The following is a 24,069-nucleotide window of genomic DNA, read 5'->3' as shown; positions in this document are numbered from 1 at the left end:
CTACAGCGCCTCGCGCAGCAGGGCCTCGATGACCGCCGGATCGGTCTGGCCAGTCTGTCGGTCGACTTCCTTGCCACCCTTGTAGACGATCATCGTGCTTTGCATCTGCACGCGATAGCGAGCCAGGATTTCCTTTTGCGTGTCGAAGTCGACATCGAACTTCTTCATGCTCTTGAAGTCAGGCGACGCCAGCAGCGACGCCACGATTGGCTTTTGCGCCTGACAGACCTCGCACCACGGCGCCGTGATATGGATCATTACAGGGCCGCCTGCCTTGAGGGCTTCGTCGAAGCCAGGAATGGTTTCGTCGCCATTGTGGGCCAGCGCCGGCCAGACAACGGCCGCGATGCTGGCGGCAGCCGAGAGGATCAGAAAGTGACGACGTTGCATGTTATGCGATCTCCTTGAGGTTCGATGCAGCGAGTTCAGGGGCAAAGTGGTCGAACAACAGGTCGGCTGCATCGGCCGCTGCCTGTGGTGCGATGATGGTGAGAACAACGGCGCGCGGGCTCGTCTTCAGGTCAAAGGTCAGGAATGAGCAGCAAGTCTGCTCTTTGCGCATCAGCTCAGTGACCTCTTCCAGCGCTTCCCGCCCATAGGTGAGCTTGAGCGACAGCGCCGTGCGCTCGGCGTGATGCAGGGAGCGACGGGCCAACGCGCGGATACCGGCAACACGCTCCTTGAAATCGGAGGCGCCAAGTGTGCAGGCGATGGACAGAGCGTCGTTGTCGGCCGCCGAGGCACAGGACGGGCCGCAGCCACACTCGTCTTGTGCCATCAATGACTGAAACCTGGCGTTGGGCGCTGCCTTCCGGCGCGAGAGAAGATAAAGCCCTCCGACAGGGACGGCGAGCGCGAGGAGGCCAAGGCCCCAGGTACACGCGGCACCGGCGATAGCTGCCAGGCCCGTGCCGACCAGAGCTGACGGCACCACCGCTATGGCGCAGCAGGCCGCGCAAGCGGCAGTGACGGCACCGGCCCATTTCGGGGTGTTCTTCATCAAAAGACTCCTTTCGAGCTCTACCTTTGCAATGGTGTACTCCTTCAAGTAACTTGAGGTTCAAGGAGTATTTTCGATGAACCTTCACATCCGCGTGTTCACCATAGGGGCGCTGGCCAAAGCGGCGGGCGTAACGACTCCCACAATCCGCTATTACGAGGAGATTGGATTGCTGCCTCCCGCGCCGCGAACGGCCGGAGGTCAGCGGACTTATGACGACGACGATTTGGGGCGGTTGACTTTCATCAAGCAATGCCGGGACTTCGGCTTTGGCATCGATCAAGTGCGGGTATTGCTCGACCTCTCCATCAGCACCGACCGCGATTGCGTGGAAACCCGAGACATTGCCCAAGGACATCTTGACGAGGTGCGCCAGAAACTCGCCGAGCTGCGCTTGCTCGAACGCCGGCTAGAGGGCTTTGTGACCCGCTGCAACGTCGCTTGTGCGGGTGGACCTGGCCAAGACTGCGTGATCTTCAAGGATATGGCGGCGCCAGCCAAGGGCGGCTGCTGCGGTTGAAATCTAGGCGTGCACCGAACCGGTTAGCGGTGCTTCCAAATCTTCACCGCCGAGATCACCAGGATCGCAGCAAGGGCCGGCAGCAGGAATGGGCTGGGCACCACACCAAGCAGCAGGCCACCGACCAGCGTGCCGGCGATGGAGCCCGCCGCCATGACAAGCAAGAAGGTCTTGTTGAGGCCGAGGACGGAAAAGCTTTGGTCCCGGCTATAGCGGGTGAACCCCACCAGCATGGTCGGCAGGCTTACCGCGAGGGAGAGGCTGCCAGCCAGTTTGATGTCGGCACCGAACAGCAGCACCAATGTCGGGATCAGCAGTTCACCTCCGGCCACCCCAAGCAGCGACGCCACGACGCCGATGACAAATCCAGCGGCAATGCCTGCCACCGCTTGCGCAGCCCCGTTCAAAAGGGGTGCACCCGACCTCGCATCGTGGCCGAACATCAGAACCGCAGCGATCACGACAAGAAGCACGGCGATCACGCGGTAGAGATTTTCCGACTTGAGGCGTGTTGCCCATCCTGCCCCGAGCCAAGCCCCGAGCAGGCTTCCGGCCAGCAAGTTCAGGATTATGGTCCAATGGCAGCGATTTCGGAAAACGGCACCGTGCGGGCGCGGAAGGGCAGCGCAGATGCCACCACCACGAGGCTCATGGCCTTGTTGAGGATCACGGCTTCCAATGCCGCAAACCAAAACACGCCGATCAGAAGCGGCAACCGAAATTCTGCACCGCCAAGACCGATCAATCCGCCAAGTGCGCCAATGATCGTCCCGTCACCAAATGCCAACGCCCTGCTTTGTGCCGCGCGCAATTCCTGTCGTTTTGGGCAACATGGCATAGGCCGCAATATTCGACCATACATATCGGTTTTGGCATGAAAGGCGCGAATTATGCTTCGGCCCGGTGTTCCTCACGCGCCGCTTCCCACACTTCGCGCGCCGCATCCGCATTCATCGCTGCGATGCCCAGCCCCACGAACAGATCCGGCCACGCCGACTGCCACAACAAGGCCGTCACCAGGCCGGCAGCAATAATGGCGATGTTGGCGAATGCGTCGTTGCGGGCCGACAGGAAGGCTGCCTTTGTGAGGCTGCCGCCGTGATGACGGTAGGCGGCCAACATGTAGGCGCAGGAGAGGTTGACGGCGAGAGCGCCCAGGCCCGCCAGAGTCAAGGCGATCGGCTGCGGCGGCGCGGGCATGTTGAACTTCTCCCATGCCGTCCAGAGCGTAGCCAGACCCGGCACGAGCAGGATGAGGGCCAGTGCCATCCCCACACGTGCGCGAGAGCGCAACGACCAGCCGAGCGCGAGCAGGATAAGGAGATTTACGGATGCATCTTCCAGAAAGTCGATGCTGTCGGCGAAAAGAGACACTGATCCGATGGTGAGCGCTACCGCGAACTCGATCCCGAAATAGGCGAGGTTGAGCAGCGCGACAATGAGGACAACGCGACGGAGTGCTAGATTCATCGTCTGAAAGTAGACGAGACCGGTGTGTTGGGCCATCGGCTTTGCGATGTCTTTCGACAACCGGCGGACAGCCTGATTGTCCGCTCTGACGCACCCCAGACCTAAAGCCAACAGTCTGCAAACGGCCCCCTTCCGGTCATTCACAAGCCGGCCGATAGCCGAAGTTGGCCAGTACTGTTGACGTCGAAAACACATAGGCCGCGACTACATGTTCGCCTTTTGTGCTTCGAAAGTCGCATAAATGGCAGTGTGGTGTGACGTCCGGAATTATTTGGCATTTCACGGGGTTTACCAGTCCGGAATTATGCGTCGCTTGTGGGTGGCCTATGCGATTGAAAACAGGGATGTTTTCTGGCTGAGGGTAGGGGTTTCCGATCAAAGACCAAGTATACCAATGGCCTCAATGACAGTTAATTCTGGATTGGCATTAAGTGATTGGATTTGCGTAGAATATAGCCGCCCTTATTGGTAAACCCGCTCACGGTCGACAACGGATTGGTCAACCCAAGACGACAGGATTGGTAAACCTGAGCACCGAGGTTCAGCTCTATACTTCCTCCACAATCGCTTGAGACTTGAGCCAGATGGCGTCAGTATCTCAGCGTTGGCGCTTGCGCACGACGGCGACGGCCTGATTAATTCCGGACAGCGACAGATAATTCTGGACGGCACACCGTGCGGAGGCACTTCGCTTTGCGGGTGTTCCCAAACCATCACTTCTCAACCAAGCTGTTGCTCTGGCTACGAGGGCTGTGAGGTGCAGACCTGTGATTTGTCAAATGCAGGAATCCCTCGCTATTACTTGTCCCCGATGTGCAAGGAAGGCCTGCTCGTGAAGGTCGGCTACGGGCAGTATCGCGCCGCAGTGGTCGATGCGCCTGCTGCTTCAAGGGCCTCACGCATCTTGTCGACACCGCTGACCCGAGCATCTTTGCCGGCCTCAAAACGTTCCCTCCAACTCCGGGCCGCCTTGACTAGGCGAGAGTGCTCCTAAGCGCGTCATGCGCTTGCGATCTACATCGCTTTGGGGTCATGTCCTTCGACGCGAATGCAAAGCTTGCTGCGCCATATTCGTCCTTGACGCCACAGCTCATGAACGAGCGACGCCAAATGCAGGAGCAGACGCCTCAGAGTTTGGCCAGCGTAGCCAGCATCGCGATGGTCCGCAATGTGGTTGTCGACGCGAGGGAGTGAGGCCGCAGCCTCCACCTCGTGGCCCTTACGCTGCAGTTTCTTGACGGTGCGCGCTCTTATGTAACGTGAGCCGCCAATGACCACAATTTTCATGTTGCGTCTCCTTGCCAGCATTGAAACCAAACATGCTCGCCATCGTGCGTGCCGTTCTCGGTCAGCGTTTCGCCACTATCCTTTGCCGAGATCGTAAGGAAGTCGTGACCGGAAGCCATTCGTTTCGTCTGGAGGTCTATCGCCCGCGCTGGAAGGAAGCGCCGGCCCTCCTCAAGCGCCATGTGGTCAGCCAAACTGCAGGCGAAGGAACTGTAGTAGAGTTTCACGATATTTCTCTTGTCTGAATGCAGATGACGTTTCCGCAAATGGAGGGGCAGGAGCCCGTTCGGCCACTTGGCGCCGGTCGTTCCGGATAGCGCGTTGGAAGCCTCGCACTTGGCAGGAAAGACGGCTACGATGCAGACAGGTAGGTATGCCTATGCCGAGGTGTGAGCGCGCCGAGACAATTGTTCTTGATGCCGCGCGAGCCAAGCCTGGCGTGAGAAATTGTCGCCGGAAGAGCCAGGACCTCCTGTCGCCGCATGGCGTTCTCGGTTATCAGGCCAATCCTTCGCTGAGGAATTAATAAGCGAAAGTATCGGGCGCACACACTGTTGGCACAATGACTGATATCCCGCCTCGGCCCCCATGGTGCCACTTGAGCAAAAAGATGACCACGGCCGCAGACATGTGCTCGATTGCCGCCGGTGCGATGAAGCACTTTCCAGCAACAGAGACCTTCATCATGAGCAATCCTGGCGAACCCGAAAGACGGCCCGCCGAGCTGGTGTTATCTGTTGAAGACCTTGCTACGGTCGAGGTCGATTTCTCTTCGCTGGTGCCCGGCCCATCTGCGGTCGCGCAATGGCGCGGCAACGGGTGTGAGCATCGTCAGCGCTTGGCGCAGCACCTATCACGGCTCGCGAATTCACACTGCATCCTAGTGCGGCCATGCCAAAGCCGCGTCCTATGAAGCCTACTGGCCCTGGAGCTCGAACCAGCGAATTGGAGTCCAGTGGCGTTCCGGCTTCCCCAGTAGGTTAGTGGGCGCCGCCGGCTGCTATATGACCGGCTTCTTCAGCAACAGGACAGCCGCCAACGCGATCGTCAGACTGACGCCAAGCAGGAAGAAAGTGTCGTTGAAGGCCATTACGTAGGCCTGCTGGCGGGCTCTCAGCGCGATCGCAACGATCGCCTTTTGTGCGGCGAGCGCCTGGTCGTTGATGCCATGCGAGTGGAAGTAGGCGGTCAGCCGCGCGATGCGGACGCGGGTTGCCTCCTCAAACACCGATACCGACTGAACCAGCACGTTCGAATGGTACTGCTCGCGCTTGGTGAGGAAGGTCTGCAGCAGCGCGATTCCGACGGCGCCGCCGAGGTTGCGGGTCATGTTGAATAGCGCCGATGCCGAGCCGGCATTCTCATTCTCGATGCCTGATGTGGCGATCGCCGAAAGCGGCGCCAGTATAAGGGCCTGGCCGATGGCGCGTACGATGTTCGGCAAGAACAGCTGGTCGCTGGCATATGCTGCGCTCATATGGATGTTCATGAAATTAGAGGCGGCAAACAGGGCAAAGCCGATCGCGATGACGAGACGGATGTCGAAGCGCTGCATAAGGCCAGGCACCAGTGGGATCAGAAGGAGTTGCGGCAGGCCAGTCCAGGCAAGCACCCTGCCGATCTGTTCGGCATTGTAGCCCTGAATACGGGCGAGATAGACGGGCACGATGAAGACCGAGCCGTAAAGCGCGATGCCAAGCAGGAAGTTAGCGAGGGTGCCGAAGCCGAAGTTGCGGCGGACCAGCAGCCTGAGGTTCAGCAGCGGATGGCTCGAAGTCAGCTCGATCCAGACGAACAGGGTCAGCGACACGGCGGCGACGATTGCCAGCCGCGCGATAAAGGGCGAGCCGAACCAGTCGTCCTTGTTGCCTTCCTCAAGTACGGTCTGTAGGGCCGCGAGTCCGATGGCCATGGTGACAATGCCCGGCCAGTCGCCTTTGGCGAGCAGGCCAAGCCGCATCGGCTGGCGGTCGAGCGAAAACCACAGCATGCCGACCATCAGCGCGCCCGGCACCAGGTTGACGTAGAAGATGTATTGCCAGCCCCAGTTCTCGGTGAGATAGCCGCCGATGGTCGGGCCTATCGCTGGCGCGAAGGTGGCCGACAGTGCGAACAGGGCCAGGCCGATCGGCTGCTTGGCTTTCGGCAACAGCGTGATGACAATGGTGAAGGCGAGCGGGATGAGCACGCCGCCGGTAAAACCCTGGATCGCTCTTAGGACAATCATCTGACCTAGATTGGCCGCGAAGGCGCAGGCTACCGAAAAGACGAGGAACAGCACCGCGTTGGTGATCAGATAGATGCGCAGCGAGAAGACCTGAGACAGCCAGCCGGTCAGCGGGATCACCACAATCTCCGCTATGAGGTAGGACGTCGAGATCCAGCCACCGTCATCGATGCCAGCCCCAATCGCCCCCTGGATGTCGGCAAGCGAGGCATTGACGATCTGGATATTGAGCACGGCCATGAATGCGCCGAGGGCAGAGCCAACCACCGCCACCCACACCCGCAGCGAATTGGCGGCACCAGCAGATCCTGCCGCGTTCTGGACGTCGCCGACCGACGTCGGAAGCGAAGAGACGGCGGTTGTCATTGCTGCAACTCCTCGAGCGTCGGTAAGAACGGCGCCAGCGTCAGTCATCGCGAAACTGTGGAACGACCGTCGGCCAGCACGGCCGCTTTGGTGTTAATGGTCGGCTCGACGGACATGCCGGACCTGAGCAGCCCGCCGAACTTGTGATTGTCGATGGCGATCCTCACCGGGATACGCTGGACGATCTTGGTGAAGTTGCCGGTCGCGTTGTCGGGCGGCAGCAATGCGAATTCCAGGCCGCTCGCCGGCGACAGGCTGTCGACGTGACCAGTCAATTCGACGCCAGGGAAGCCGTCGACGGCGACGCGCACCGGCTGCCCGGGACGCACATGAGCGAGCTGCGTCTCCTTGAAGTTGGCGACGACATAGATGGCATCCAGCGGCACCACAGCCATCAACTGCGTGCCTGATGCCACATATTGTCCGACCCTGAGCGTGCGCGCGCCGACCGTGCCGTCGACCGGTGCCGTGATCGTGGCATAGGAAAGGTTCAGTCGGGCCTGATCGGAAGCTGCCTCGGCGCGATCCGTTTGGGCAACGGCACTGTTGCGCTCGGTGGCGAGTACGTCAAGCTTAGCCTTTGCGGCGGCTAGGGAAGCCTGGTCGCGCTGCAACCCGGCGATGAGTTGATCGGCCTGGGCGCGGCTTGCTTCGGCTTTCTGCGCAGTACCGGTGCCACTCCTTGCCAACGTCGCATAGCGGTCGGCGTCGGTGCTGGCGAACGTCAGCGAAGCTTGCGTTGCGGCGACTGTCGCCTTTGCCTGCAGGATTAGCGACTGCTGGAGCGCGATCTGTGCGTCGAGATTACGGACGGCCGCCTCGGCGGCCTCGACCTCGGCATCAGCCTGGGCGAGCGCGGCACGGAAGTCGCGGTCATCGATGCGGGCGAGAACCTGCCCGGTCTCGACAGTCTGGTTGTCATGCACCAGCACATTGGCAATGTAGCCCGAGACCTTCGGCGCGACCGTCGTGTAGTCGGCCTTCAAATAAGCGTCGTCGGTAGACTCCAGATACCGGCCTGCGGTCCAGTAGCTATAGCCCCAATCACCTCCCGCGGCTGCGCAAATCAGAAACGTCGCCGCGAATGCGATCCGCTTGAGGCGGCGGCCCCTAGATACCGCCGCAGTGACGTCGCGGGGAGTAGCTTCCGTACCAACCGGCAAGGCACTCGGCTCTTCCGCCGAGGGCCGAGCTGGCTGCTCGACGAAGGCAGCCGGCCGCGGCTGAGGCACGGCCGCGCCGGGTGCGTTGGAGAAGTTGGTGGTCGCGGGCATCTCGGACATCTCATTCGTCCTGACGTTCATGGTGCTTTGCGCAAGAGCGGAATGCCCCTGTGCTCAAAAATCGGAAGCCGGACAGGTAAGACGCTCGCCTGCCTCTTCGTTGGCTGCAGAGAGAAACCGGAAAGACCCCTGCATTCGTCATCCCCGTCTCGTCCGGTTGACACGGCTCGAAGTACAATTGAGAGAACCGAACCGAAAATCATCTGCTCTAACGTATAGGGAGAGGGCTGCGATAGGAGCGATGAAGACGGTCGTTCTGATCGTTGTCTTGCTCCTGTTTGTGAGGGGGATTGCCTGCCGGCGGGAGCGGCAGCCAGACTGGGCTCTTGCCGGGAGGAGGCGGCGCGAGCCTATGACCTGACTAGGGTGAGCAGGTCAGGATTTGATAGTGCCGGCCTGCGTCATGCACATGCCGTGCGGAAATTTCTCATAGACCTTGAGTGTTGCTCGCTTCAGTGTTCGCGAGAGCAGCGCCGAGTCATGGATCGGAACGATCTAGTCGTCGTCGCCATGCATCACGAACGGAGACAAGTCGATTGACTTGGAGGTCTTCGGTGAGAGGAGGTCTCCGAAAAGGCCTTGATGAATTGAATCTGGGCATTGGCGGCGTCCATCATGTGTGAACGACGCTCGAAATGGCTTCGCGTCCGATCGGTTGAACCCTTAGAACGGGCCGGTCGCAAAAATCGAGATAGAACTGCGCCCGACTTGCAGCGCTTGGCTCAGCCCGTCAAAAACTTCGATAGGCAAAAACACTTCGATTGGCAGGCGTCTCAAGATCGGCGGCACCGCCGGAGGCCGGCATCGCGATCACCGTGAAGCCGGCATTGCCATACACGCTGTGGATCGCCGATCTTAGCAGCTTGGAGCCGAGCGGGCATTTGGCCGTTGCCCCGAGTGTTGCGGCAAACATTACGAAAATACGGGCATGGCGAAGATGAATTTCACGGGGGAGCTCCGGGGACTGCTCAGCGTAGTTGAGGCGGGGCCCGAGGCTTTTTGTATGTCGGCGAAGGCGTGCGTTTTTAACGGCTAGGTTTATCGATTTCTCCGCGTGAGAGGCTATAGCTTCAATCGTGACGTGTAGGTGCCTCACCCGAGGTTGGTCACTCACATCTCATGGATTTCCATGAGGTGCGGCTGCGGCGTGGTCCGGTTAAGATCATGAAGCAATTCGCGAGCCCAGATGGTCAACGATGAGAGTTAAAGAAGGCGCCGATAGTCTCCGCCTTTCATTGTCCGGTAGGAGAAGACAATGACGACAGCGTTAAACTCGCTTGGCGAACCCGACGCGGAAGCGTTGCGGGCGGCTCGGCTCATCGAAAGCGTAGTCGGCAATGGGTGGGCGACAGACGGGGCGGGCAGATTCAGCTATGTTACTCCCAGCACGCTATCGCTTCTCGGCGCGACGCTGGAGGAGTTCAACACTTCGTCAGAAGGTGGCCCCGCGGGTTGGAAACGGCTAATCCACCCAGACGACTATGACCGAGCCGTGGCCGAGTGGCGTCGCTGCCTGCAGACAGGTGAGCACTACAATGTGGAGCACCGCATCTTGCGCGCGAGCGGTGCTTACGGTTGGAGCCGAATCTCGGGACAGCCGCTGTGCGATAGCGAAGGTAACGCCGTTGCATGGTATGGCACATTGATTGAAGGCGTTTCGCCGTCCGCAGCCACAGAGCGATTCGCTGACGTGGTCATTGCTGCACTCGAGAAGGAAGCCGCCTCTGACGCTCACCATTCTCTGAGTCTGGTCCATCCGGATGACCGGACAGCGGCGGCGCACGCAGTCGCCCGCGCCTTTTGGACGGGTGTCCCCCAAGTAACGAGGCACAGGCAACTGCAGGCCGACGGAAGTTATCGCTGGAACGAGACCCGATCGGAGCCCGGCTACAGTGTCAGTCTGGACATTGATGATCTGGTGACAGACGGGGAGCCGCTTTCCGGGGCGGACCTGGATCTCTTGGTTGAGAACGATGCCGGGCCAATTCGGTCGGCGAAAATCGTTGAGAGCATATTCGGGAACGGATGGGCGTTCGATGCGGCGGGTAGATGGATCTACCTGCATCCGTTCGCGCTGAGCTCCCTCGGGGTGACGCTGGAGGATCTGAACGCTCCATTGAACGAGGGGTACACCGCCTGGAAGCGTCTGCTTCATCCAGATGACTATGAGCAGATCGCGGTTGCCTGGCGCCATTGTCTGAGGACCGGCGACCATTTCAACGTCGAGTTTCGCTTTCGGCGCGCAAACGGCACCTACGTATGGGCCCGAACCGCCGCGCGGCCTGCGCTCGACGGCCAGGGTCGTATCACAGGATGGTACGGAATCGCGCTCGACAACGATGTCTACAAGAAAACCGTGGCGGAGCTACGCGGTCGGGAGGGGGAACTTTCTCAGCTCGTCGACATGGTCCCAGTCCAGATCAGACGGCTGACACCTGAAGGCGAGCCGACCTTCTTCAACAGACGTTTGCTTGACTTCTTCGGTCTCGATGGTGTGACGGATCTGGACAAGCCGGGGATGAGCCGGCAGGCGGCGGCCATAGAGTCCCTTGTCTATCCCGAAGATGCGGCACGCCTCCTGGAGACCGTCCGCCACTCTCTGGCTACCGGCGAACCGTACTCCATGAAGTATCGAATGCGCCGTGCTGACGGAGCATACCGCTGGGTGGATGGACGCGGCGAGCCGCTGCGTGATCACAGCGGCGCGATTGTTCAGTGGTATGTGATCTCTATCGACATCGACGACGAGATGCGCGCACAGGAAGCGTTGCGCGACCGGGAGCGGGAACTCTCGCAACTGGTCGACATGGTGCCGAGCTTCCTCTGGCGCCTGTCTGCGTCGGGCGAGCCGGTCTTCTTCAGCAAGCGAATGGTTGAGTATCTGGGCCTCGGCGTAGGAGGATACGAGAATGTAGGAGGAAATGGCCTGAAGGCGGCCATTGCGGCTGTCGTACATCCCGATGACGCCGCCAAGCTGGAAGCTGCGATCAACCATTCGGTCTCCACCGGCGAGAGCTTCTCCCTGAACTATCGCCTGCGTCGTGCTGACGGCGTCTTCCGATGGATGTCGGGCCGTGCGGAACCGATGCGAGACGAGTGTGGGACTGTCGTCCAGTGGTACGGTCTTTCGCACGACGTCGACGACCAGGTGAGGGCAGAAGAAGCGCTGCGGAAAGCTAACCGGCAACTGGAGCAGATGATTGACGCCGTGCCCGTGAATCTCCTGAGCTTTGCCCCTTCAGGCAGGATCACCTACACCAGCAAGCGATACCTGGAGAAGGTCGGTTCGCCACCGACGCACATCAATGACTTCGATGCCCTGGCCCGGGACCTGGCCCATCCTGAAGACTTTCCGACAATGTTTCGGAGGGCTTCGAATGGCTTCGCGTCCGGCCAGCCTTTCGTGAACCGCTTTCGTCGACGCGAGAAGGATGGGGTCTACCGCTGGATAGAAGCACGAGCGCAACCGTTAAGGGATACCGATGGCACGATCGTTCAATGGTATATGGCTTCAATCGACATTGAAGATGAGATGCGGGCGCAGGAGGCATTGCGCGAAAGAGAGCGCGAGCTTCAGCAGCTTGTCGATGCCTTGCCGGTCCACATCTGGAGCTGGACGCCCGATGGCAAGCTTGCGTACGTCAATAGGCGGTCTTTGGAGGAACTCGGCATCTCCGGGGCAAACTTCGAAGACTTCACGAGGGTGGCTCGAGATCTGATTCATCCCGAAGACGCTCTCGAGGTGCTCAATAGGTCAGCCAGCTGCCTCAAAACTGGCGACTCCTTCATCATGCGGTATCGCCGGCGTTGGAAAGACGGCAGCTATCGTTGGATAGAAGGGCGTTGCGAGCCTCTGCGCGATCGGGACGGAGCCATCGTTCACTGGTACCAGGTCTCCATCGACATCGACGAGGAGATGCGCGCACAGGTGGCGCTGCGCGAGAGAGAACGTTCGCTGTGGCAGCTGGTTGAAACGCTGCCGGTGATGATCGATTGCGCCGCACCGAATGGTGAGCCGATATATCGAAGCCGTCAGCTCCGCGAGTTCCTCGGATATGAGTTGGAGTTATTGGACGGTAAGGGAAAATCCCGCCTGTCCGGGACACTCGACGAAGGCGTTCATCCTGACGACCTGGCGGGCGTCAAAGCGAACTATGCTCATTCGTTGGCCACTGGCGAACCGTATGCGCGCAGGCACCGTCTGCGTCGCTTCGATGGCGAATATTGCTGGGTCGATACGCGCGCGGCACCGATGCGCAATGCAGAAGGGGCGATTGTTCAGTGGAACGTCGTCTGTCTGGACATCGACGGCGAAGTTCGCACGCAAGAAGAGCTGCGCCTGGCGCAAGAGAGACTTGCACGCGCGAGCCAGGCGGCGAGTCTCGCCGAGCTTTCAGCCTCTATAGCGCATGAGGTGAACCAGCCTCTGGCGGCTGTTGTCGCCAATTCATATGCCTGCCAGCGTTGGCTCACGGCCGATCCGCCAAATATCGAGCGGGCGCAGAAGACTGTGGAGCGTATTATCCGTGATGCCAACTCAGCTGCGGATGTCGTCAGCCGTATCCGCGCCTTATTCAAGCAATCGGCAGACGCGATGGCTTACACAGCACTCGACAGCGTCATCGCGGAGGCGCGCGACCTCATCGCCGAGGAGGCGGTGCGGCGCCGTGTTCGTCTGGATATCGATGTCGAAAGCGACCTTCCTATTGTCGCGCTCGATCGGGTGCAGATCCAGCAGGTTCTGGTGAACCTCATCCGCAATGGGATCGAGGCGATGGACTCTGTTACCGGTGACAAGGTTCTTGGACTTCGCGTGGGCCGTATAGGGGACGCGATCCAGATCGAGATCAGCGATTGTGGCCCGGGCATTGAGTTTCCTGACCGGATATTCGAGCCGTTCTTTACGACGAAAGAGCATGGCATGGGCATGGGACTCGCGATCTGCCGTTCGATCGTCGAGTCCCATGGCGGACGGTTATGGGTGGAGAAGAACGATCCGCACGGAACGGCGTTCGTCTTCACGATGCCAGTTGAAATGAAAGCGGCAGCATGACGCCCCACGATCAAATGGTCTTCATCGTCGATGACGACGTGCGTATTCGGGAAGCGCTTGGTGAGCTTCTGGAGTCCCATGGCATGCGCGCCGTAGCGTTCGGATCGGCCGGCGACTATGTCCTTGCCGACAAGCCGGACGTCCCCGCCTGCCTGATCCTCGATGTGGAATTGCCTGACATCAACGGTCTAGATCTGCAGAAGCAGATCGCCGAGGGCGATCATCCGCCGATCGTCTTCATAACGGGGCATGGCGACATCCCGTCCTCTGTGCGTGCGATCAAGCACGGCGCTGTGGACTTCCTGACAAAGCCTTTCAGCGATACGGACCTCATGGTCGCGATCCGGGCAGCGATCGCCCAGGACCGGGAAAGGCGATCAGAGCGCGCCGAACTCACCGTGTTGAGGCAACGCTATCAAGAGCTCACGCAGCGAGAACGCGAGGTGCTGCCGCTCGTTGTGAGTGGCCTGCTCAACAAACAGGCCGCGGCTGAGTTGGGGATCAGCGAGGTCACGCTGCAAATCCATAGACGGAACGTGATGCAGAAAATGGTTGCGGCATCACTCGCTGATCTCGTGCGCATGGCGGAGCGGTTGGAGATACCGATCAGCCACTCTCGACGAACGGGAGGGAACGGAGTGTGAGCAAGGTGCGACCTGTCGTGGCGATTGTCGATGACGACCCAAGATTGCTCGAGTCGCTCGAGAACCTTTTGGAGTCTGCGGGCTATGCTGCCCGCATCTTCTCGTCGGCGGGATCACTGCTCGTCAGCGGGCTGTCTGACGTGGACTTGCTCATTACCGATATCGGGATGCCTGGTACGGACGGCTTTGAACTTCGTGACTTGGTCAAGAAGACGCGTGCGGACCTGCCGGTGTTCCTGATCACCGGTCGTCACGAGATAGCCGATCAGCACCGCGCCAAAGGCATCAGCGGGTTTTTCCGAAAGCCCTTCGATGGCCAGGCCCTGCTTGCGGCTGTGAGCGACGCTTTACGCAACTAAGAACCGAGGGATGAACATGAGAGTTGACCAACCGCTCTTGCAGAGATCGACGCCGGTGTCACGGCAGCGGAACGCCGAGCCGCAGCAGCCGCTCGTCATCATTGTCGATGACGATGCGTCTGTTCGGGAGGCACTGTCGGAGTTGATACTGTCGATGGGCTTTGAACCGGTCTGCTTCGCTTCGACCCGAGAATTGCTGGACGCTGACGTCTTGGACAGCCCCGGTTGCTTGATCCTCGACGTCCGCATGCCAGGGGCAAGCGGCCTGGATCTACAGCACCATCTTGCGTCAAACGGCAATCCCAAGCCCATCATCTTCCTGACTGGGCATGGCGACATACCGATGACTGTCCAGGCGATGAAGGCGGGCGCCGTGGATTTTCTCACCAAACCGGTGCGCGACCAAACACTCCTTGACGCCGTGATCGCGGGCATTGCGGTGGATGCCAAGCGGCGGGCGGATGCGGTGGTCGTCAAGCGCAACATCGAGCGTGTCGAGACGCTGACCCCGCGCGAGCGCGAGGTGCTGCATGAAGTGGCGCGTGGGCGCCTCAACAAACAGATCGCTTTCGACCTCGGCATCAGTGAAGTGACCGTCAAGCTTCACCGCGGCAATGTCATGCGCAAGATGGAAGCAGCTTCCATCGGAGAGCTGATCCGGGCCTGGGAAACGCTGCCCCCGGCGATGCGCGAGGCCGGCGCGGCCAGGACTTTCGAAAGGGTGAACCTCGCCTCCGTCCGATAGGATCGCCCAGCGGCTGGCGCTTCTCCGTTAAGAGTAGCCTGCCCAGGACGATCCGGACTCAGACAAATTTTTATGAAGTTTAGAGCGATGATCGCCGCGTGTAACCTGGTGTTGAGGCTACACTGCCAAGCTCTTGCCGCGCATCGCCAGCTAACGGCGGCGCATTGGGAAAGCTTTGGAGCGGCGCATCTCCATCACGGCGACTATCGCTAATGTTGTGCTTCAGCCAGCCGCGAAGCTTAGTATGCTGGTGGCAGGAATTCGATCAGAGCCCTTGTGACGGCGGCCGGCTGCTCCTCCGGAACCCAATGGCCTGAGCCTTCGACTACTACGGCCCGTACGTTTTCGGCGACGTGGCGGAGATGGCCTTCGTACATCGATGCCAGGCCACCCGAACCGCTTATACCGAGTACCGGCATCGTCAGCTTGTGTTTTGCAAAGGCTTTGTTCTGTTCTTCGTCACGCGGGAAAGCCCGGTAGTACTCGAAGCCTGCGCGCAATGCGCCAGGCTGGGCATAAGAACGGCCGTAGACTTCGTCGGCTTCGGTGTCGAACGCGCGAGTATTTACCCCCTCTGCATTGTGAAACCACTTTAAATACTCAAGCTCGCGACCGGCAATGAGCATTTCCGGCACGTCGCGTACGGAGTGGAAGCGAAAATGCCAAGTGCGAGGGCCTTGGATCAATTCGTTCCACGGTTCGATGCCTGGCAGCGGGACGTCAACGATTGCCAGTGTGGTGACTTCCCCCGGGTGCTGAGCCGCATAGGAATAAGCGACCATGCCACCCATATCGTGACCGACGAGATTGACGACCGGACCAAGGTTCAGCTGATTGACAAGTGCTCGAATATCCTCGGCAATCGCCGCCTTTTCGTAGCCGGCCGCAGGCTTGGCGGTGTCCCCCAAACCGCGCAAATCGGGCGCAAGTACCGTGTAACCGCGCGCCACCAGTTGCGGCATTACAAAGCGCCACATGTATGAGGTCGTGCCCCAACCATGCAACATCACCACGGTTTTCGGGCCGCCTGCTGCCAGCAAATAGTGATAGGCCACACCGTTAACGTCGGCCTTGCCGTCGACGATACGTGCCGACAGGTCGGTCGATTGCCCGAGCGGCACGCCGGAGCGCGGTGCGCTGGCAGAAGTCGATGGCCCGGCAGCAAGAACCGCAATGAGGAAACCAGAAAGAAAGCTAAGGCGCATAAAGCACTCCGGGGTTGTGAGGTCCAAAGTGCTCCAAGAGCGGCAAATGCCGTGCAATTTCTATAAGGCGAAAGCGTTAAAGCCTTTGTCGTTATAATAACGCGTTGTACACCTAAGCATATTGCGCTCTGGCCGGCGGTGAGTTGATTACTCAACATGAGGACCACGTAGGCGAAACCTATCGCGGTCCGTTCGGGCGGTGACTTGCTCGCGATCAGCCGCTCCTCGTTTTGAGAAGAATCCTCATACGGCTTGATAGGTCGTGGTTGTGACAGCCGCACGCGGCACGTCGCGCACGAACCAACGTCATCGCATCATTTGCCCCATCTCAGCGACAGTTCCAGCACCTCGGCGTACCTACCCTGCACCTTGGCATCGTATGACAGATGCTTGCGTAGAATAGGTTCGCGGGGCGGATCGGCGCATCTTCTCCCTCGCAAGCCATCACGATCATCGGGCGTCGCCGCTCCTTCGCCCGCTCCTCCCCCCGAAAGCGACGGTGCAGGTCGACCCGGTGATCGTGATGGTGAGCCGACCCGAGAAGCCGCTCACCAAGGATGGACACGATGAGTATGGATGGACTTTTCACCCTCGGTGCAACCCGCCGCGACGTCTTGTTGGCCAGTTTTTCAGCGGCGGTCATAGCCGGACTGCCAGTCGCTTCGTCATCCGGCGCCCAGCAAAACCCACATATTTCCACCCCTCAATCAGGACGCAAAACAATGAGCACCATCACAACCAAGGACGGTACGGAAATCTATTACAAGGACTGGGGTAGGGGTCCGCCAATAACCTTCTCACACGGCTGGCCGCTGAATTCCGACGCCTGGGATGCACAGATGCTCTTTCTGGCCCATAATGGCTTCCGCGTGGTTGCTCATGACCGGCGGGGCCATGGCCGCTCCAGCCAGGCCACCTCCGGCAACGACATGGATGGCTACGCGGACGATCTTGCAGCCGTGATCGAGGCGCTGGATCTCCGGGACGCCACGCTGGTCGGGCATTCAACCGGGGGAGGCGAGGTCGCTCGCTATATCGGACGGCACGGGACGGAACGCGTGGCCAAGGCTGTTCTTATCGCCGCTGTTCCGCCGATCATGGTGAAAACGCCGGCCAATCCGGAAGGTCTGCCGATCGAAGTGTTCGACGGCATAAGGGCTGGCCTCCTCAAGGATCGCTCGCAGCACTATCTGGACCTCGCACAGTCGTTTTATGGTGCAAACAGGCCAGGCGCCACGGTCTCCCAGGGGGTTCTGAATCAGTTCTGGCTCTGGAGCATGCAGGTCGGTCTCGTGAATGCATATGAATGCGTCAAAGCGTTCTCCGAAACCGACTTCACCGAGGACCTCAAGAAATTCGATATACCGACCTTGATCCTGCATGGCGAGGACGACCAGATCGTCCCGGTCAAGGATTCGTCAGTCAAGTCGGAGCGGCTGATCAAGGGCGCAAAGGCCATATATTACCCCGGCGCGCCCCACGGGATCACGGCCACACACCAGGACCAGGTGAACGCCGATCTGCTCGCCTTCATCAAGGGCTAGTGCTCTCAAGCGGCGCTCATGGCTGGCCGCACAACACCGGTGCGGCCAGCCTGACTATGAAAACTCAGCATCGATGGCTCCTGGAGATGCTTCTGGTCTCAGCCGTCCGAGTTCACGCTGAGAACTGCGGTGGGCAACTGCGGCGGCTCTCGTGAAAATCATCAGAGGCAATGCAAATGGGTATACTTTCAGGAAAGACCGCGTTGATCACCGGGGGAAACAGTGGGATTGGGCTATTCGCCGCGAAAGCTTTCGCGTCGGAGGGGGCGCAGGTCGTAATCACCGGCCGGAGACAGCGTGCCGTCGAGGAGGCAGTCTCCGAGATCGGAGCCGGCGCACTGGGCATTCAGGGTGATGTAGCCGACGTGGCGCACCACGAGGATGTCGCGCGACAGATCCATCAGAGGTTTGGGGCGTTCGATATCTATATGGCGAACGCCGGCGTGAACACCATCACGCATTCGTCGGCAGTTTCCGAAGACGAGTACGATGCGCAGTTCTCTATCAATGCGCGCGGCGTCTTCTTTGGTGTGCAGAAACTGATCCCGCTGATGCGCGATGGCGGCGCAGTCATACTTACGGGATCAATCGCCAGCGAGAAGGTCTTGGAAGGCCATGCCGTTTATGCAGGCTCCAAGGCAGCCATCGGCGCCTTCGCGCGCAGTTGGGCGATAGAACTGAAATCGCGTCGCATACGCGTCAACGTGCTCAGCCCCGGCCCCGTGGATACGGCTATTCTCGACAAACTGGGTGTCCCGGCCGAAATGCGAGCATCCTTCGAGAAGTCCATGGCCGAAGCAATTCCCCTTGGTCGAATGGGCCAGCCGGAAGAACTGGCAAAAGCCGCTCTGTTCCTGGCATCGGACGCAAGCAGTTTTGTCACCGGTGTCAATCTGCGGGTCGACGGCGGAATGGCATTGCTTTGAGCTGGGGTAGCCAAGTCGCTGCCGTTTGACGGTCGAGCGTCGATCGCCATACCACCCGGCCAGATCCAAGGTGAAAGGTGGTTTTATAGCTCCCCGGTCTCAGAACCTGTGTCAGGGTCCCCACGCACTTTCAAGGTCCTTTGGAAAGCGTGAAGAGGACCGGGGCGACGCCCCGGTCCTTCCAGGTTCTACAATTTTCGGGTGCTAGTGACCCCAGATGCCCTGGCCCGGGTCCTTGCTGGGAGCAATCGGCTTGCGCACGGTCTCCTGCACGCCGGCATCGTTGCCCGTCTTCCTGATCGAGGAGGTGTGCATGCTCTCGGAAGAAGTTGCGGGTTGCTGGACCGAGTTTGATCCGTAGTGATCGCTTCCGGCGACGGCGTTTCCTGCTGCAACAAGAAGGATTGCGGCAGCAAGAGATGTGTTCTTCATTTTGGTAACTCCATGGCCAATTTTGGATCGTATTCACAATGACAATATAAATTCTGCGTCATTGCGGAACGATCAGACGATGTGGCTGTTTGATCCATACGAAAGCATGGGCTGTGAAGGCCTAAGGTCAGGGGCAATGTCGTTCGCGGTGGGAGTCTTGCCGTTACGCCGGGGCGGCAGTGGTGTTTGGAGGCAGCAGCTCCATGGATTTGTATTGGTCACGAACTCCTGCGCTGCCGGCGATCCGCGTGCGAAATACCCAGGTCACCTGATCGCAGCGATGACCCACCCTGCACCTTGGCATCGTATGACCGACCATTCCGCACAATAGGTCGGCGCCCCGGATCGGCGCATCCTTCTCCACATTGGTCAAACGGAAGGCCGACAAAGGAGAAAGCAAATGCGAAATGTCACTGGAATCCTGGCGCTGGCCGCCGCGCTTGCCGTCGCGGGTGGCGCAACGGCGCAGGCGGCCGGAGCGAAGCCCAAGCCGACGATCGTGCTGGTGCACGGGGCCTTCGCCGAATCGTCGAGTTGGGACGCGGTCATAACCAAACTCGGCAGGGACGGCTATGTGGCGAAGGCGGCAGCCAATCCCCTCCGCAGCGTCGCCAGCGATGCCGCGGCGGTCTCGGCCATCATCCGGTCGGTTCCCGGACCGATCGTGCTGGTGGGGCATTCCTACGGCGGACCCGTGATCACCGAAGCCGCCAACGGCAATCCCAATGTGAAGGCCTTGGTATACGTGGCCGGATTCGCGCCGGATAACGGCGAATCGAGCGCCACCTTGTCCAGCATGTTTCCCGGCAGCACTTTGGCAAGCGCGCTTGCTCCAGTCGCGTCGCCGAACGGCGGCCAGGATCTCTTCATCCAGCCGGACAAATTCCGAGCCCAGTTCGCGGCCGACGTTCCCGAAGAGCAGTCGTCGCTGATGGCCGCCACCCAACGCCCGATCGCGCAGGCAGCCCTGGCCGAGCCCTCGGGCGTAGCTTCATGGAAAACGCTGCCGTCCTACATGATCTACGGCACCGATGACCGAAATATCCCGGCAGCCGTCATGAGCTTCATGGCCAAGCGCGCGCACGCCGTGAAGACGGTCGTCATCGAGGGTGCTTCCCACGCGCTCATGGTCTCGCACCCCGACGAGGTCACCTCACTTATCGAGGACGCCGCATCGGCCAGCGAGTAGCTCGCCGGAAAGCCGACATTCGACCAACACCCGCAAATCAACACCCTCAACAAAGGAGATTGGAAATGAAGATCGTCGTCATCGGCGGAACCGGGCTGATCGGTTCCAAGACTGTGGAAAGACTGCGCAGGAAGGGACACGACGTGCTTGCGGCCTCACCGAATTCGGGAGTGAACACCGTCACCGGAGAAGGGCTGGCCGTCGCTCTTGCCGGGGCACAAGTCGTCGTCGATCTCGCGAACTCACCGTCATTCGAGGAAAACGCCGCGCTCGAATTTTTCGCGGCATCCGGGCGTAATCTTCTTGCAGCCGAAGCGGCCGCCGGCGTCCGCCATCACGTCGCGCTGTCTGTGGTCGGCACCGACCGGCTGCAGGACATGGGGTATTTCCGCGGCAAACTGCTTCAGGAAAAGCTGATCAAGGAGTCCGCTATCCCCTACACGATCGTGCACGCCACACAGTTCTTCGAGTTCACCGCCGCCATCGCAAACACCGGCGCCGTAGGGGATACCGTCCACATGTCACCGGCGTACTTCCAACCAATGGCAGCCGACGACGTTGCCGATGCGATGGCGGACGTCGCCCTAGCAGCGCCAGTGAACGGCACGATCGAAATTGCCGGCCCCGATCGCGTTCGTATGAGCGAGCTCGTCGGTCGCTTTCTAAAGGCCACCAACGATCCGCGTAAAATCGTCTCGGATCCTGGCGCTCTCTACTACGGTCAAGTGGCAATCGACGATCAAACGCTTGTCCCCGGCGAGAGCGCGCGTATCGGCGCCGTCCACTTCGACGACTGGCTCAGCCGATACACGCCACCGGCGTAAGTACTGAACGCCGGTTTCGCGACCCATCAGACCAGCATTCCCTAGCTCTCATTCCAACAAGGATATCGGACATGATCAGGAAACTCCTCTGTGCAGCGCTCGCCGCCGCATCCGTCACCGCAGCAATGGCCAAAGACGCGGACAGCGTGAAGCTCGTCTACGACCACGCCCTTCCAAATGTGCCCGGCAAGAGCTTGAAAGCCGTGCTCGTCGAGTACGGGCCGGGCGGGACATCGCCGGCGCATACCCATCCCAGTTCCGCGTTCATCTATGCCACGGTGCTGGAGGGGGCGATCCGAAGCCAGGTCAACGGTGGGCCCGTGAAGACGTACCGTGCAGGCGAAAGCTTCTCGGAATTTCCGGGCGACCATCACGCCGTCAGTGAAAACGCCAGCAAGACGGAACGCGCTCGCCTGCTTGCGGTCTTCGTCGTCGATACCAACGAGACCAACCTGACGACCTACGCGAAATGAACTGGTGACGCCCTTGCCAAGGTAAGGGCGTCAAACCGACACACAATCGGCGAAGGAAAGGCACTGACATGGATGCGATCGCCAGGCGCACGCTTGCAGGGGTTTCGGTCCCCGATACGCCGCTTGTCGGCCGGGCGATCGAACATGCCCGCCAGCTATGTGAACCGTATTTGTTCAACCACGTGGTTCGATCATGGCTTTTCGCCGTCCGCATCGCACAGGTCCAGAACATCGAGCACGACGGTGAAGTTGTTGCCGTCGGAACCCTGTTGCACGACGTCACGCTCAACGAGACCTTCGCCGGGCCGCGCCGTTTCGAGGTGGAAGGCGCCGATCTGGCTCGCGCCTTCGTCCGGCAAGGCGGCTTCGACGAGCGTCGTGCTCAGCTGATATGGGACAGCGTCGCACTCAACTCGACGCCGTCGATCGGCCTCTACAAGGAGGCCGAGGTGGCGCTGTGCACAGCCGGCATCTGCCTTGATGTCGTGGGCCTGCAATACAGTTTCATCTCTTCCGCCGAGATAGCCAGGATCGTCGGCGAATTTCCGCGTCTTCAAATGAAGCGGCGGATGACGCGATGCTTTTGTCACATCGCCAAGGTGAACCCGGAAACGACCTACGACAACTTTGCCCGGGATTTCGGTGAGCGCTTTGTGGCCGGCTACAAGGCGCCGTCTTCCGTCGATTTTGTGATGAACACTCCCTTCGAAGAGTAAGCGAAACCTCGAACCTGATCTCTCCGGCCGCGGCCGCGAGACACCTCAGGAGGGCACCATGCGAATTGACAGTCTACATCCAGAAACATCGGCGCGCCTTGCGGCGGTCGACCTCGACACGTCGCTGCGGGCAGCTGCGCTATGGCTGTCCAAGCCGGCCATAGGCCTGGTTGTCGTATGCCATGGCAGTGGCGAGGCGGCAGGCGTGCTGAGCAAGTCCGACCTTGTTCGTCATCTGGCGAATTCGGGACCGGCGGAAGCGCCGGTATCCACGCTGATGAGCCGGTCTTTCGTATCCTGTGGGCCCGATGACGACCTGCATTCGGTCTGGCAGACCATGACAACACAGCGGCTCCAGAACCTACCGGTGCTCGGCGCCGGCGCTAAGCCGATAGGCGTCCTTGATATCCGCGACGCGATGAAGGCGCTCTTCCAACAGGAAGAACTCCAGGAGCGGCTGCTCGCCAACTATATCGGGGGCATTGGCTACCAATAGAGGAGAATCTCGCGACGGTGCGATGAGCACGAAAGAGGGAGATCCGTCTCGCGAGATGTTGGTCCCGCACTGGCGATGGTCCGCAGATCGCGGGACATATACTGAAGTATGGTTCGGCTTCTTACTCGATCTAATCGACAACTCCCGTCCTCTATTGTACTATATTCAAGCAACTGAATTCTGCCTGAGCAAACATGAGGGTTATAATGTCTCGTCCGGAAGTGAAAGTGCATGTCTTCGACATCGCGCCCGAGATTCCCCGAGATGGCCTGCCCATCCAGATGGCGACCGCCGGCATCGTTCATGACCTTGGCAACCTCATCCAGGTCGCGTCGGCGGCGTTGAATCACCTGGCCCGTGACCCGAGCGTCTCAGCGGCTCCAACGCTTGGGCTTGCAATTTCGGGCGCCAGAACGGCCTTGGAACGAGCTGGCGCGCTTGTCCGCCAGAGTATCAGTTCCGCCCGAGAGAGCCGCAGAGAAAGCGAATATGCAAATGTCGGCGCCTGCCTGGCTGAAATCGAGACCCTCATTCGAAGCGCGTGGGACCCCAAGATTCGTCTCGAGGTTCGAGTGAGGCCGGACTTGCCGTCAGTGAGGTGCAACCGCCTGGGTTTGCAGAACGCGATTCTGAACCTGGTATTCAACGCGCGCGATGCATCCCCCAATGGGGGCCTGATCTCGATAGATACCGCAGTGGTCTTTGATGGCACCTCAGCCACTCAGGTGGATATCACCACCGCCGACAACGGTGTGGGGATGACCGCCGAGACGATTGCCTTCGCATTCGATCCCTTCTTCACCACAAAAACGGAGGGCCTCGGCGGCGTCGGCCTGCCGATGGTGAAGCGCTTTGCCGAAGAGTCAGGCGGAAGCATCGACATTCAGAGCGCGCCCGGGACAGGCACCACCGTCAGGCTACGTTTGCCCGCGATGCGATAGTGATCGGGCAAGCTACGTCCAGCCTCACGCAACGCACATCGAGAGATAGAGATGGATGCAAAGGTCACAGAGAACATTCGGCAGCATCGGTTCGAGCTCCCGATCATCGGTCAAGCCTTCGCAGTGGCCTACTATACGCTCCAAGACGGCAAGGTTGCACTGATACATACCGAAGTGCCTTCGGAATTCTCCGGACAGGGGATCGCGTCGCGGTTGGCGCAAGGCACCTTCGAACTGCTCCGCAAAACGGGCCGCAAAGCGGTCTTGAAGTGTCCCTTCATGAGCGGCTTCGTCGCCAGGCATCCGGAATACACCGATGTCGTTGCAGGGTGATCAGGCACGAATACAGCTGTTTGCAAAAAAGGTCTG

23 protein-coding genes and 2 pseudogenes are annotated in these 24,069 nt (G+C 60.0%); 16 read left to right on the top strand and 9 right to left on the bottom strand.

Annotated elements, in window-relative coordinates:
• Complete coding sequence (locus LB577_RS04490; protein ID WP_224685706.1) at window positions 1-390, bottom strand: thioredoxin family protein; 390 nt, start codon at window positions 388-390, stop codon at window positions 1-3.
• Between the two features lies 1 nt (window position 391).
• Window positions 392-1,000 carry a hypothetical protein gene (locus LB577_RS04485; protein ID WP_224685705.1) on the bottom strand — a complete coding sequence of 203 codons (609 nt, stop codon included), beginning with the start codon at window positions 998-1,000 and terminating at the stop codon, window positions 392-394.
• A 76-nt stretch (window positions 1,001-1,076) separates the two neighbouring features.
• Between LB577_RS04485 and LB577_RS04480 the strand changes: the two genes are divergently transcribed.
• Window positions 1,077-1,520: a MerR family transcriptional regulator gene (locus LB577_RS04480; protein WP_224685704.1), complete on the top strand. Its 444-nt coding sequence runs from the start codon at window positions 1,077-1,079 to the stop codon at window positions 1,518-1,520.
• A gap of 23 nt (window positions 1,521-1,543) precedes the next feature.
• Here LB577_RS04480 and LB577_RS04475 read toward each other — a convergent pair.
• The 3 genes and pseudogenes from LB577_RS04475 to LB577_RS04465 all read right to left on the bottom strand — a co-directional run bounded on the left by LB577_RS04475 (window position 1,544) and on the right by LB577_RS04465 (window position 4,277).
• A pseudogene (locus tag LB577_RS04475) lies at window positions 1,544-2,358 on the bottom strand (sulfite exporter TauE/SafE family protein).
• 50 nt (window positions 2,359-2,408) lie between these two features.
• Window positions 2,409-2,990, bottom strand: a complete 582-nt coding sequence (locus LB577_RS04470; protein WP_224685813.1) for a cation transporter — start codon at window positions 2,988-2,990, stop codon at window positions 2,409-2,411.
• 1,014 nt (window positions 2,991-4,004) lie between these two features.
• Window positions 4,005-4,277, bottom strand: coding sequence for a hypothetical protein (locus LB577_RS04465; RefSeq protein ID WP_224685703.1), 273 nt, complete (start codon window positions 4,275-4,277; stop codon window positions 4,005-4,007).
• Between the two features lie 32 nt (window positions 4,278-4,309).
• On the opposite strand from LB577_RS04465, the gene LB577_RS04460 reads away from it, so the two are divergent.
• On the top strand, window positions 4,310-4,522 hold the full coding sequence (locus LB577_RS04460; RefSeq protein ID WP_224685702.1) for a hypothetical protein: 213 nt from the start codon (window positions 4,310-4,312) through the stop codon (window positions 4,520-4,522).
• A 365-nt stretch (window positions 4,523-4,887) separates the two neighbouring features.
• Complete coding sequence (locus LB577_RS04455; RefSeq protein WP_224685701.1) at window positions 4,888-5,190, top strand: hypothetical protein; 303 nt, start codon at window positions 4,888-4,890, stop codon at window positions 5,188-5,190.
• Between the two features lie 67 nt (window positions 5,191-5,257).
• On the opposite strand, the pseudogene LB577_RS04450 reads toward LB577_RS04455, so the two are convergent.
• Window positions 5,258-6,744: pseudogene (locus LB577_RS04450) on the bottom strand (MDR family MFS transporter).
• A 170-nt stretch (window positions 6,745-6,914) separates the two neighbouring features.
• A complete protein-coding gene (locus tag LB577_RS04445; RefSeq protein WP_224685700.1) occupies window positions 6,915-8,153 on the bottom strand; it encodes an HlyD family secretion protein in 1,239 nt (412 codons plus the stop codon).
• A 1,255-nt stretch (window positions 8,154-9,408) separates the two neighbouring features.
• Between LB577_RS04445 and LB577_RS04440 the strand changes: the two genes are divergently transcribed.
• From LB577_RS04440 to LB577_RS04425, 4 genes are read left to right on the top strand one after another with little or no spacing between them, the layout of a single operon-like run.
• Window positions 9,409-13,206, top strand: coding sequence for a PAS domain-containing protein (locus LB577_RS04440; RefSeq protein WP_224685699.1), 3,798 nt, complete (start codon window positions 9,409-9,411; stop codon window positions 13,204-13,206).
• On the top strand, window positions 13,203-13,850 hold the full coding sequence (locus tag LB577_RS04435) for a response regulator transcription factor (RefSeq protein WP_023767341.1): 648 nt from the start codon (window positions 13,203-13,205) through the stop codon (window positions 13,848-13,850). The genes LB577_RS04440 and LB577_RS04435 overlap by 4 nt, the downstream gene beginning before the upstream one ends.
• Complete coding sequence (locus LB577_RS04430; protein ID WP_224685698.1) at window positions 13,847-14,209, top strand: response regulator; 363 nt, start codon at window positions 13,847-13,849, stop codon at window positions 14,207-14,209. Before LB577_RS04435 ends, LB577_RS04430 begins: the two co-directional genes overlap by 4 nt.
• A 16-nt stretch (window positions 14,210-14,225) precedes the next feature.
• Entirely contained in the window at window positions 14,226-14,954 is a 729-nt protein-coding gene (locus LB577_RS04425; RefSeq protein WP_031258038.1) for a response regulator transcription factor, read from the top strand.
• A gap of 239 nt (window positions 14,955-15,193) precedes the next feature.
• Here LB577_RS04425 and LB577_RS04420 read toward each other — a convergent pair whose 3' ends face one another.
• Window positions 15,194-16,159 carry an alpha/beta fold hydrolase gene (locus LB577_RS04420; protein WP_224685697.1) on the bottom strand — a complete coding sequence of 322 codons (966 nt, stop codon included), beginning with the start codon at window positions 16,157-16,159 and terminating at the stop codon, window positions 15,194-15,196.
• A gap of 566 nt (window positions 16,160-16,725) precedes the next feature.
• On the opposite strand from LB577_RS04420, the gene LB577_RS04415 reads away from it, so the two are divergent.
• Complete coding sequence (locus LB577_RS04415) at window positions 16,726-17,703, top strand: alpha/beta hydrolase (RefSeq protein WP_318013411.1); 978 nt, start codon at window positions 16,726-16,728, stop codon at window positions 17,701-17,703.
• A 176-nt stretch (window positions 17,704-17,879) separates the two neighbouring features.
• Window positions 17,880-18,629: a glucose 1-dehydrogenase gene (locus LB577_RS04410; RefSeq protein WP_013896615.1), complete on the top strand. Its 750-nt coding sequence runs from the start codon at window positions 17,880-17,882 to the stop codon at window positions 18,627-18,629.
• A 204-nt stretch (window positions 18,630-18,833) separates the two neighbouring features.
• Here LB577_RS04410 and LB577_RS04405 read toward each other — a convergent pair whose 3' ends face one another.
• Entirely contained in the window at window positions 18,834-19,061 is a 228-nt protein-coding gene (locus LB577_RS04405) for a DUF680 domain-containing protein (protein ID WP_013896614.1), read from the bottom strand.
• 418 nt (window positions 19,062-19,479) lie between these two features.
• Here LB577_RS04405 and LB577_RS04400 point away from each other — a divergent pair, with 418 nt between their 5' ends.
• From LB577_RS04400 to LB577_RS04370, 7 genes are all read left to right on the top strand, one after another.
• Window positions 19,480-20,250 carry an alpha/beta fold hydrolase gene (locus LB577_RS04400; RefSeq protein WP_085984582.1) on the top strand — a complete coding sequence of 257 codons (771 nt, stop codon included), beginning with the start codon at window positions 19,480-19,482 and terminating at the stop codon, window positions 20,248-20,250.
• A 65-nt stretch (window positions 20,251-20,315) separates the two neighbouring features.
• The gene (locus LB577_RS04395) at window positions 20,316-21,074 is read left to right on the top strand and encodes an SDR family oxidoreductase (protein WP_224685696.1); all 759 of its coding nucleotides are present in this window, start codon (window positions 20,316-20,318) and stop codon (window positions 21,072-21,074) included.
• 71 nt (window positions 21,075-21,145) lie between these two features.
• Complete coding sequence (locus LB577_RS04390) at window positions 21,146-21,547, top strand: cupin domain-containing protein (protein ID WP_013896611.1); 402 nt, start codon at window positions 21,146-21,148, stop codon at window positions 21,545-21,547.
• A gap of 68 nt (window positions 21,548-21,615) precedes the next feature.
• On the top strand, window positions 21,616-22,263 hold the full coding sequence (locus tag LB577_RS04385; RefSeq protein ID WP_140523156.1) for a hypothetical protein: 648 nt from the start codon (window positions 21,616-21,618) through the stop codon (window positions 22,261-22,263).
• Between the two features lie 58 nt (window positions 22,264-22,321).
• Window positions 22,322-22,759 (top strand): CBS domain-containing protein, encoded by a 438-nt coding sequence (locus LB577_RS04380; RefSeq protein ID WP_013896609.1) that lies wholly within the window; start codon window positions 22,322-22,324, stop codon window positions 22,757-22,759.
• A 206-nt stretch (window positions 22,760-22,965) separates the two neighbouring features.
• Window positions 22,966-23,700, top strand: coding sequence for a sensor histidine kinase (locus LB577_RS04375; RefSeq protein WP_224685695.1), 735 nt, complete (start codon window positions 22,966-22,968; stop codon window positions 23,698-23,700).
• 51 nt (window positions 23,701-23,751) lie between these two features.
• Window positions 23,752-24,033: a GNAT family N-acetyltransferase gene (locus LB577_RS04370; protein ID WP_224685694.1), complete on the top strand. Its 282-nt coding sequence runs from the start codon at window positions 23,752-23,754 to the stop codon at window positions 24,031-24,033.
• Window positions 24,034-24,069 lie beyond the last annotated feature (36 nt).

The sequence above is a fragment of the Mesorhizobium sp. B283B1A genome, assembly GCF_020165735.1.
In the GTDB taxonomy this organism is placed as follows: domain Bacteria; phylum Pseudomonadota; class Alphaproteobacteria; order Rhizobiales; family Rhizobiaceae; genus Mesorhizobium; species Mesorhizobium opportunistum.
The sequence above is the reverse complement of the archived record's forward strand: the minus strand, read 5'-3'. Positions and strand labels throughout refer to the sequence as shown.